This is a genomic window from Blastomonas ursincola (assembly GCF_013607875.1).
Classification (GTDB): Bacteria; Pseudomonadota; Alphaproteobacteria; order Sphingomonadales; family Sphingomonadaceae; genus Blastomonas; species Blastomonas ursincola.
In genome coordinates, this window is sequence record NZ_VDES01000006.1 from 22,182 (window position 1) to 29,752 (window position 7,571).

Below are 7,571 nucleotides of genomic sequence, written 5' to 3' on the forward strand. Positions count from 1 at the left end.
CGCTTCAATGCGCGCGCGCAAGCAGCAGCCGGGCGCCGGGGCTGGCGATTAAGCGGCTGTCGGGATCGATGGCAAGGCATTCTCCCGCGTCGACGGTCAGCATGCCCTCGGGCTGGTCGACCCGAACGCTGCCTTCGACCGGAATCACCGTGAGCGGCCCCGTGCCGTCCAGCCGCGCCGCGGCATCGCCGGTCAGCAGCAGCGAGAACAACGGCCCATCGACCAGCAACTGATCGGCCGCGAAATCGACCCTGTGATGCAGCTGGGCGGGATAGGGCGCAGCGCGCGAGACCGCGACGCCATCGTCGAGATGCAGCTCGCGCGGGCGTCCGTAATCATAGAGCCGATAGGTGATGTCGGCATTCTGCTGCACCTCGATTAGGCTCACGCCAGCGCCGATCGCGTGCACTGTCCCTGCCGGGATATAGTAGAAATCGCCGCGCGCGACTGGCTTCCAGTCCATCAGTGCCTCGATCTCGCCCGACAGCGCGGCCTCGCGCAGTTCGTCGGCTCCCAGCTGGCGAAGCGTGCCGATGCCCAGGCACGCGCCCGGCTCGGCGTCGAGCACCAGCCAGCACTCCTCCTTGCCGCTCGCCATGCCCATGGCCTGCGCCTCGGCATCGCTGGGATGGACCTGGATCGACAGCTTCTCGCTGGTGAACAGATATTTGATCATCAGCGGCAGCGCCGGGCCAGTTTCCGCCTCGAACCAGATCTCGCCGATCTTCTCGCTGCCCGGGTTGCGGAACGGGGCAGGCAGCACCGCACGGCCCCAAGGCTTTTCGACCTGGCGCGTGGCAAGCTTGCAGGCAGACAGCGCTGCCATGCTCATCCGGCCCGTTCGCTGAGGCGGCGTTCCCATGCCAGCGCATGGGTCACGATGGTGTCAAGATCGTCAAAGGCAGGCTGCCAGCCGAAGCGCGCGCGGATCGCGGTGCTGTCGGCGGTGAGCGCGGCGGGGTCGCCGGCGCGGCGATCGGACAGCACGCGCTCGATCTTCAGATTGGTGACGCGGTCGACCGCGTCGAGCACCTCGAGCACCGAATAGCCATGGCCATAGCCGCAATTGAGCCGGTGGCTCTCCGTCGGGTTCTCGATCAGCGCCTCGAGCGCGAGCACGTGCGCATTCGCCAGATCGCTCACATGGATATAGTCGCGCACGCCGGTGCCGTCGGGGGTGTTGAAATCGGTCCCGAACACCGCCACGCTGTCGCGCTTGCCGAGCGCAGCTTCGACCGCGACCTTGATCAGGTGGGTGGCGCCTGCGGTCGACTGGCCGGTGCGCGCCTGCGGATCGGCGCCCGCCACGTTGAAATAGCGCAAGGCGCAATAGTTGAAGTCATGCGCAAAGGCGACGTCGCGCAGCATCCACTCGGTCATCAGCTTGGATGTGCCATAGGGATTGATCGGCTGCTGCGGGGCGTTCTCGGGGATCGGGCCATCGCCCTCGGGCGTGCCATAGGTCGCGGCGGTAGAGGAGAAGATGAAATGCTTCACCCCGCCGTTCACCGCCGATTCGATCAGCGCGCGGCTCTTCACCGTGTTGTTGCTGTAATATTTGAGCGGATCGCTGACCGATTCGGGCACGATGATCGATCCGGCAAAGTGCAGGATCGCGCCGATCTGCTGTTCTGCGATGATCCGCGCGACCAGCTCGCTATCGGCAATGTCGCCCTCGTAGAACGCGACACCTTCGGGCACCGCCCAGCGAAAGCCGGTGACGAGATTGTCGATCACCGCGACCTTCCAGCCCGCATCCTTGAGCGCCAGCACGGCATGGCTGCCGATATAGCCCGCACCGCCGGTGACGAGCACCGCATGACGGGTCTTGAATGCGTCGACCGCTTCGCTCGCCCTTGCCGACATGGCGATCAATGCCCCGCCTGGGGGCCACGCTTCAGGCCCGAGGCCGCAAGCTGCTCGTCAATTTGCGCCATCAGCCGGTCTAGGCCTTCCTGGCTGCGCGCTTCGGCGCGGGCGACGAGCACGTCCTGCGTGTTCGATGCGCGCAGCAGCCACCAGCCGTCCTCGGTGTTGACGCGCGCGCCATCGGTCGCGTTCACATTGGCACCTGCGGCCGAGAGCCGTTCGAGCACCTCGTCCACCACCGCGAACTTGCGCGTCTCGTCGACCTGGAAGCGCATTTCGGGGGTGTTGATCATCGGCGCCATCGCGCCGCGCATCTCGGTCACGCTCTTGCCCAGCACCGTCTGCGCCTCGATCAGCCGGACCGCGGCGTAGAGCGCATCGTCAAAACCGTAATAGCGATGCTTGAAGAACACGTGCCCGCTCATCTCACCTGCGAGCGGACAGCCGGTCTCCTTCATCTTCGATTTGATCAGGCTGTGGCCGGTCTTCCACATCAAGGGTTCGCCGCCGAGCTCGCTCACCCGGTCGAACAGCGCCTGGCTGGCCTTCACATCGGCGATGATCGTCGCGCCGGGCAGGTCTTTCAGCACCACTTCGGCGTAAATGCTCAGCAGCTGATCGCCCCAGATCACGCGGCCCTGGCCGTCGATCGCACCGATCCGGTCGCCATCCCCGTCAAAAGCCACTCCGAAATCGAGCTGCTTTTCCGCGACGAGTGCCTTCAGATCGGCGAGATTCTTTTCCTCGGTAGGATCGGGATGATGATTGGGAAAATTGCCGTCCACATCGGTAAACAGCGTGAAATGCTCGCCCGGAAGGCGCTGGACCAGCTTTTCGACCGCCGGGCCGGCCGCGCCATTGCCGCAGTCCCAGCCGATGCGCGCGGCGGTGCCGCCGAAATCCTCAACCAGCCGATCGACATAGCGATCGAGAATATCGACCTGCCGCGCGCTTCCGGTGCCCTCGGCCCAGTCGCCGGCCGCCGCCATCTCGCCCAGCTTGCGGATATCCGCGCCGAAAAACGGGCGGCCCTGAAAGACCATCTTGAAGCCGTTGTAATTGGCGGGGTTGTGGCTGCCGGTTATCTGAATGCCGCCATCCGCCTCTTCCAGCACTGACTCGGCATAATAGAGCATCGGGGTGGGGCCCATGCCGACGCTGATCGCATCGATACCGCTGTCGTTCAGCCCCTTGATCAGCGCCGCTTCGAGCACCGGCGAACTGACACGGCCGTCATAGCCGACCACCACGCACTTGCCGCCCGCGCGCGCGATCAGCGTCGCAAAGCCGCGTCCGATCGCATAGGCATCCGCCTCGCCAAGCGTTTCGCCGATGATCCCGCGAATGTCATATTCGCGCAGGCTGGTGGGGTGAAAGGCATGGGTCATGTATCGGTCAGCTTCCCGAACTGTGCTGCGCAGCGTCGGGCTGCCCAGAATTCAGCCCTGAACGGGCCATGGAGCAACGTCGTTACCGTTGCCTCCTCCGGAATTCAACACGGTTATATGTGGCACCACAGGCGATCGGGTCCGATCCGGTGGGACTGGGCATGACATCCAGGGCGGTCCGTCATACCGGCTCGCCAGCCGCCCGCGCGCGCTCGACCACGGTGCGTTCGGCCAGCGGTACCATCCGCCAGGCGAAGAACAGCAGGGTTAGGCCAACCGGCACGATCACCAGGATCGAGAGCACCCCGGTCGACAGGCTGCCCGAGATCACCGACATCTGCCCGGCGAGATAGGGGCCAAGCGCCAGGCCGAACAGCGTGGTCGCCAGGAAGAAGGTCGCGGTGGCGGTGCCGCGCATGCGGGGCATCACCAGGTCCTGCGTCGTCGCGGCCGCCGCGCCAAGCGCCGAGCTGGCGAACATGTTGGCGAGCGAGGCGAACACGGTGAAGCGAATGAAATCGGCATCCGAATTCGGATCGTTGGCGGTGGTATAGGCCAGGATCACCGGGATGACCGGGGTGATGAGCCCGAAGGCGATCACCATGATCCGCCCCGATTCGCTGCGCGCACGCAGCCAGTCGGACATCCGACCGCCCAGGATCACGCCCAGGAACCCGCCGAGCGCGCCGAAGCCGCCGATCCAGAACCCGATTTTCGCGGTGTCCTCGCCCAGAACCTGCGCGGCATAGGTCGGTCCGAACGCGGTGGTGGCATAGGACAGGAAGGCGACGCAGCCATAGCCCAGGATCGTGCAGACGAATGCAGGCGATCCCCAGATGAGCGCAAAGGTCGCCTTGTCGCGCGCGCGCAGCGAGCTCGCCCAGGAGAAGACGGCATAATAGCCGATGGCGATGCACAGCCATTGCAGCGTCGCGCCGGTGAGCGCGATCATGCCGGCAGCGATCAGCCCCAGCAGAACCAGGGCGCCGATATTGACCGCAAAGGCGGCGGCGCCGCGCTGCGCCGCCGCGATCATCGTGAACGGCGGAATGACCGCGAACAGCTCCTGGAAGAAACCGCGAAACGGCTCGGTCGAGGGCGGTGTCGGCAATCCGTCGACCAGTCCGCGCACCGGTTCGCGCATCGTCGCAACCCAGGCGGCGAGCAGCAGGCCGGGCACGCCGACCGCAAGAAACGCCGCCTGCCAGCCGACCAGGCCCAGCGGACCGCCGCCCGGATAGGCATTGTTCCACCCCGCGACGATGAAGCCGCCGATCATCAGCGAGATGCCGCCCCCGAAATAGAGCCCTGCCGAATAGATCGCGAGCGCGGTGCCGCGCATGCGCTTGGGGAACATGTCCGAGATCAGCGAATAGGCCGACGGACTCGCGGTCGCCTCGCCGATCCCGACGCCCATCCGCGCCAGTCCCAGGGTCAGGCCGTTCTTCGCAAAGCCCGACACCGCCGTCATCGCCGACCAGATGGCAAGACCTACGGTGAGCAGCCGCACCCGGTGCCAGCTATCGGCGAGCCGCCCCAGCGGAATGCCGAACAGCGCGTAGAAAACGGCAAAGGCGGTGCCATAGAGAAAGCCGATATCGGCATCGTCCAGCCCCAGGTCCGCCTTGATGTCGGGCGCCAGGATGGTGATGATCTGCCGGTCGATGAAGTTGAGCACATAGACGAGGAAGAGGATGAACAGCCCGTACCAGGCATAAGGCGAGGCCGATGTGGCGGGCGCGATGCCCGGCGCGGCGGTGTCCTGATTGTCGTTCGGCCCGGCCATGCGCGTGTCTCTCCCCGATATTGGCGTCTCTTGTGTGCGTCCTTGCCCTTGGCTAGCAGAGCCCCGAAGTGACGCAAGCGTCAAACGACCGGAAGCGGTCAGCTGCGGGAAGGGGCCAGCGAGTGAAGACGCCATCGATCCTGTTCGTCTGCCTCGGCAATATCTGCCGATCGCCGCTCGCCGATGGCGCGCTCAAGCACAGGGTGCGCCAACTCGATCTGGGTTGGACGGTCGATTCGGCGGGGACCGGCGGCTGGCATCGTGGCGACCCGCCCGATCCGCGCGCGATCGCGGTGGCGCGGGCGCATGGCGTGGACATTGCGAACTTGCGCGGCCGACAGGTGAGCGCAGCCGATTTCGATCGGTTCGACCTTATCCTCGCGATGGATCACGACAACCTGGCAGGCCTGCGCCGGATCGCCCCTGCAAGCTCGCCCGCCGAGCTTTGCCTCGCGCTCGATCTGGTGCCCGGACGCGCAGGACAGGCGGTGGCCGACCCCTTTTATGGCGACGCATCGGGCTTCGATGCGACCTGGGCCGATGCGAAAGCGATCGCCGAAGCGGTCCTCGTGCGCTTCGGCGTCCGCCGCTGACCGCCTCGTTGCCGGTTAGGCGGTGGCGATCTCTTCCTCTGCGATAACGGTCGGCTGGCGGCGCAACAGCGCGATCGCATCGCTCAGCATCTGCGGCGCCAGCACGCGCAACATCAGCCCATAGCTCAGGACGCCGATCGCGGCGAGCAGCGCAAGCCGGGCCATGATCTCGGGAAGGCTGCTGTCGAGCGTGCCGTTGAGGCCGATCCGCATCATCCATACCAGGGCGGCCATCGCGGCAGCCGCGCCGACGCCAGGCAGGCATGCAATCAGCACATCGCGCACGCGCACGCCGATCACCGGGCACGACTGCCACAGGCAGAACAGCAGCACGACCGGCATACCGATCACCCAGCCCAGGGCCAGGCCGGTCACGCCGAAGCGCACCCCGATCAGGAACATCAAGGGCATGAAGACCGCGCCAAAGGCCGAGCATCGCACCGTGATTCGCGGCGCGCCCAGGGCATTGACCGCCGGGGCGATCAGCACATGCAGCGTCATGAACGGCATCGCGAGGGCGAACAGCTGGACAAGGGGCACCATTTCCACCCATTTGGGGCCGAACAGGGTGTACACGGCTTCGGGCGCGGTCACCGCCAGCCCGGCATAGACCGGACAGCAAATCAGCATGATCAGCCCTATGGCTTTCAGGAATGCCGCCTGCAGCCGCGCGGGCTCGGCCTGCAAACGCGAATAGGCGGGAAAGGCGACCTCGTTGAGCGGCGGAATGACCTTGGACGAGAACAGCTGCGCAAGGAAAAGCGCCTCGGCGTAAAGGCCGAGCGCATGCGGATCGAGCACGCGTCCGGCGATCAGCACATCGGCCTGGGTCTGCAGGCTCCACAACAGATGGCTGGTGAGCATCGCGCTGCCGAAGCCGATCATGGCCCGCGTGCCGCGAAAGTCGAAGCTGGGCCAGACGACGAATCGCTGCGCGATGCACAGGCCGATCGCGCGGCTCCACACCATGGAGGTGGGGGCGGCGACCAGCGTCCAAACGCCCCAGCCCGCCAGTGCGCAACCGATCGACGTGACCGCGCAGACAAAGGCAGAGATGAAATTGACGATGGCGAGCCGGCGGAAATCGAGCGCGCGGCTCATCAGCACCTCGGGTACCGCCATGAAGGGCGTCGCGAGATACATGACCGTCTGCCAGCGCAGCAGCTCGGCCACCTGGGGCTGACCATAATAGGCGGCGATCGCCGGTGCGGCGGCAAACTGGATGGCGGCGATGCCGAGATTGAGGATAAGCAGCAGCCCGAAAGCCTGGCGGACCCTGAAGGTGTCGATCTGCTCCTGCTGGATCAGCGAACTGGCAAAGCCATAGCCGTTGAGAAAGGCCAGCATCACCATCACGACCTGGGTCATGGCAAACAGCCCGTAATCGGACGGGTCGAGAATCCGAATCACCGCGAGCGTGGTGGTCCACATCACCACCTGGCTGACGATCTGGCTGCCGGAACGCCAGAAAACCGCGGATCTCACGCGATTGGCGAATCCTGAATCAGCGATTCCGGCGGCTGTATCTTCGACCATAAACGTTCATGTTCCCGTGCAGGGCTGTTATAGGCGTCCGGGGGGCGGATGCCAAAACCCCGAGTTTTTCGGGGTGCAGACGCATTGCCCCAAAAAAATTGAAATAAAATTGCAAAAAGGGTTTGACCCGAATCGATCCCGGCCATAGATGACGCCTCACCGGACGGGACGCGGCGCTGACGCATCGCACTTCCACCGGTCGCCAACATCTTCGGATAGCCAATCCCTCGGTTTAAAGATCGGGGCACACTGGTTGTCCGCTGTTTTTGTCTTGGTGAGATCTTTGACATTGTAGGTTTAGATGAAGGGACATGTGGGCGACGGCGCCTGGTCCTGCGGAGTTCAAGGCCGCGGGTATCAGTTTAAAGTCAAGTCGTTCCAATGCATGTCCTTCACGTA

The 7,571-nt window shown here is 65.0% G+C and carries 6 protein-coding genes; 1 reads left to right on the top strand and 5 read right to left on the bottom strand.

Going from position 1 to position 7,571, the window contains the following annotated elements; translation table 11 throughout:
* Nucleotides 1-4 precede the first annotated feature (4 nt).
* The 4 genes from FG486_RS17955 to FG486_RS17970 form a co-directional block, all read right to left on the bottom strand.
* Nucleotides 5-826 carry a class I mannose-6-phosphate isomerase gene (locus tag FG486_RS17955; RefSeq protein ID WP_181268579.1) on the bottom strand — a complete coding sequence of 274 codons (822 nt, stop codon included), beginning with the start codon at nucleotides 824-826 and terminating at the stop codon, nucleotides 5-7.
* Nucleotides 827-828: 2 nt separating this feature from the next.
* On the bottom strand, nucleotides 829-1,866 hold the full coding sequence (galE, locus tag FG486_RS17960) for a UDP-glucose 4-epimerase GalE (protein ID WP_181268587.1): 1,038 nt from the start codon (nucleotides 1,864-1,866) through the stop codon (nucleotides 829-831).
* A 5-nt stretch (nucleotides 1,867-1,871) separates the two neighbouring features.
* The gene (gene pgmG, locus FG486_RS17965; protein ID WP_181268580.1) at nucleotides 1,872-3,257 is read right to left on the bottom strand and encodes a phosphoglucomutase/phosphomannomutase PgmG; all 1,386 of its coding nucleotides are present in this window, start codon (nucleotides 3,255-3,257) and stop codon (nucleotides 1,872-1,874) included.
* Nucleotides 3,258-3,438: 181 nt separating this feature from the next.
* Nucleotides 3,439-5,043, bottom strand: coding sequence for a spinster family MFS transporter (locus tag FG486_RS17970; RefSeq protein ID WP_181268581.1), 1,605 nt, complete (start codon nucleotides 5,041-5,043; stop codon nucleotides 3,439-3,441).
* Between the two features lie 122 nt (nucleotides 5,044-5,165).
* Here FG486_RS17970 and FG486_RS17975 point away from each other — a divergent pair, with 122 nt between their 5' ends.
* Nucleotides 5,166-5,636: a low molecular weight phosphotyrosine protein phosphatase gene (locus FG486_RS17975; protein ID WP_181268582.1), complete on the top strand. Its 471-nt coding sequence runs from the start codon at nucleotides 5,166-5,168 to the stop codon at nucleotides 5,634-5,636.
* A 15-nt stretch (nucleotides 5,637-5,651) separates the two neighbouring features.
* Here FG486_RS17975 and FG486_RS17980 read toward each other — a convergent pair whose 3' ends face one another.
* Nucleotides 5,652-7,172, bottom strand: coding sequence for a lipopolysaccharide biosynthesis protein (locus FG486_RS17980; RefSeq protein ID WP_181268583.1), 1,521 nt, complete (start codon nucleotides 7,170-7,172; stop codon nucleotides 5,652-5,654).
* Between the last annotated feature and the right edge of the window lie 399 nt (nucleotides 7,173-7,571).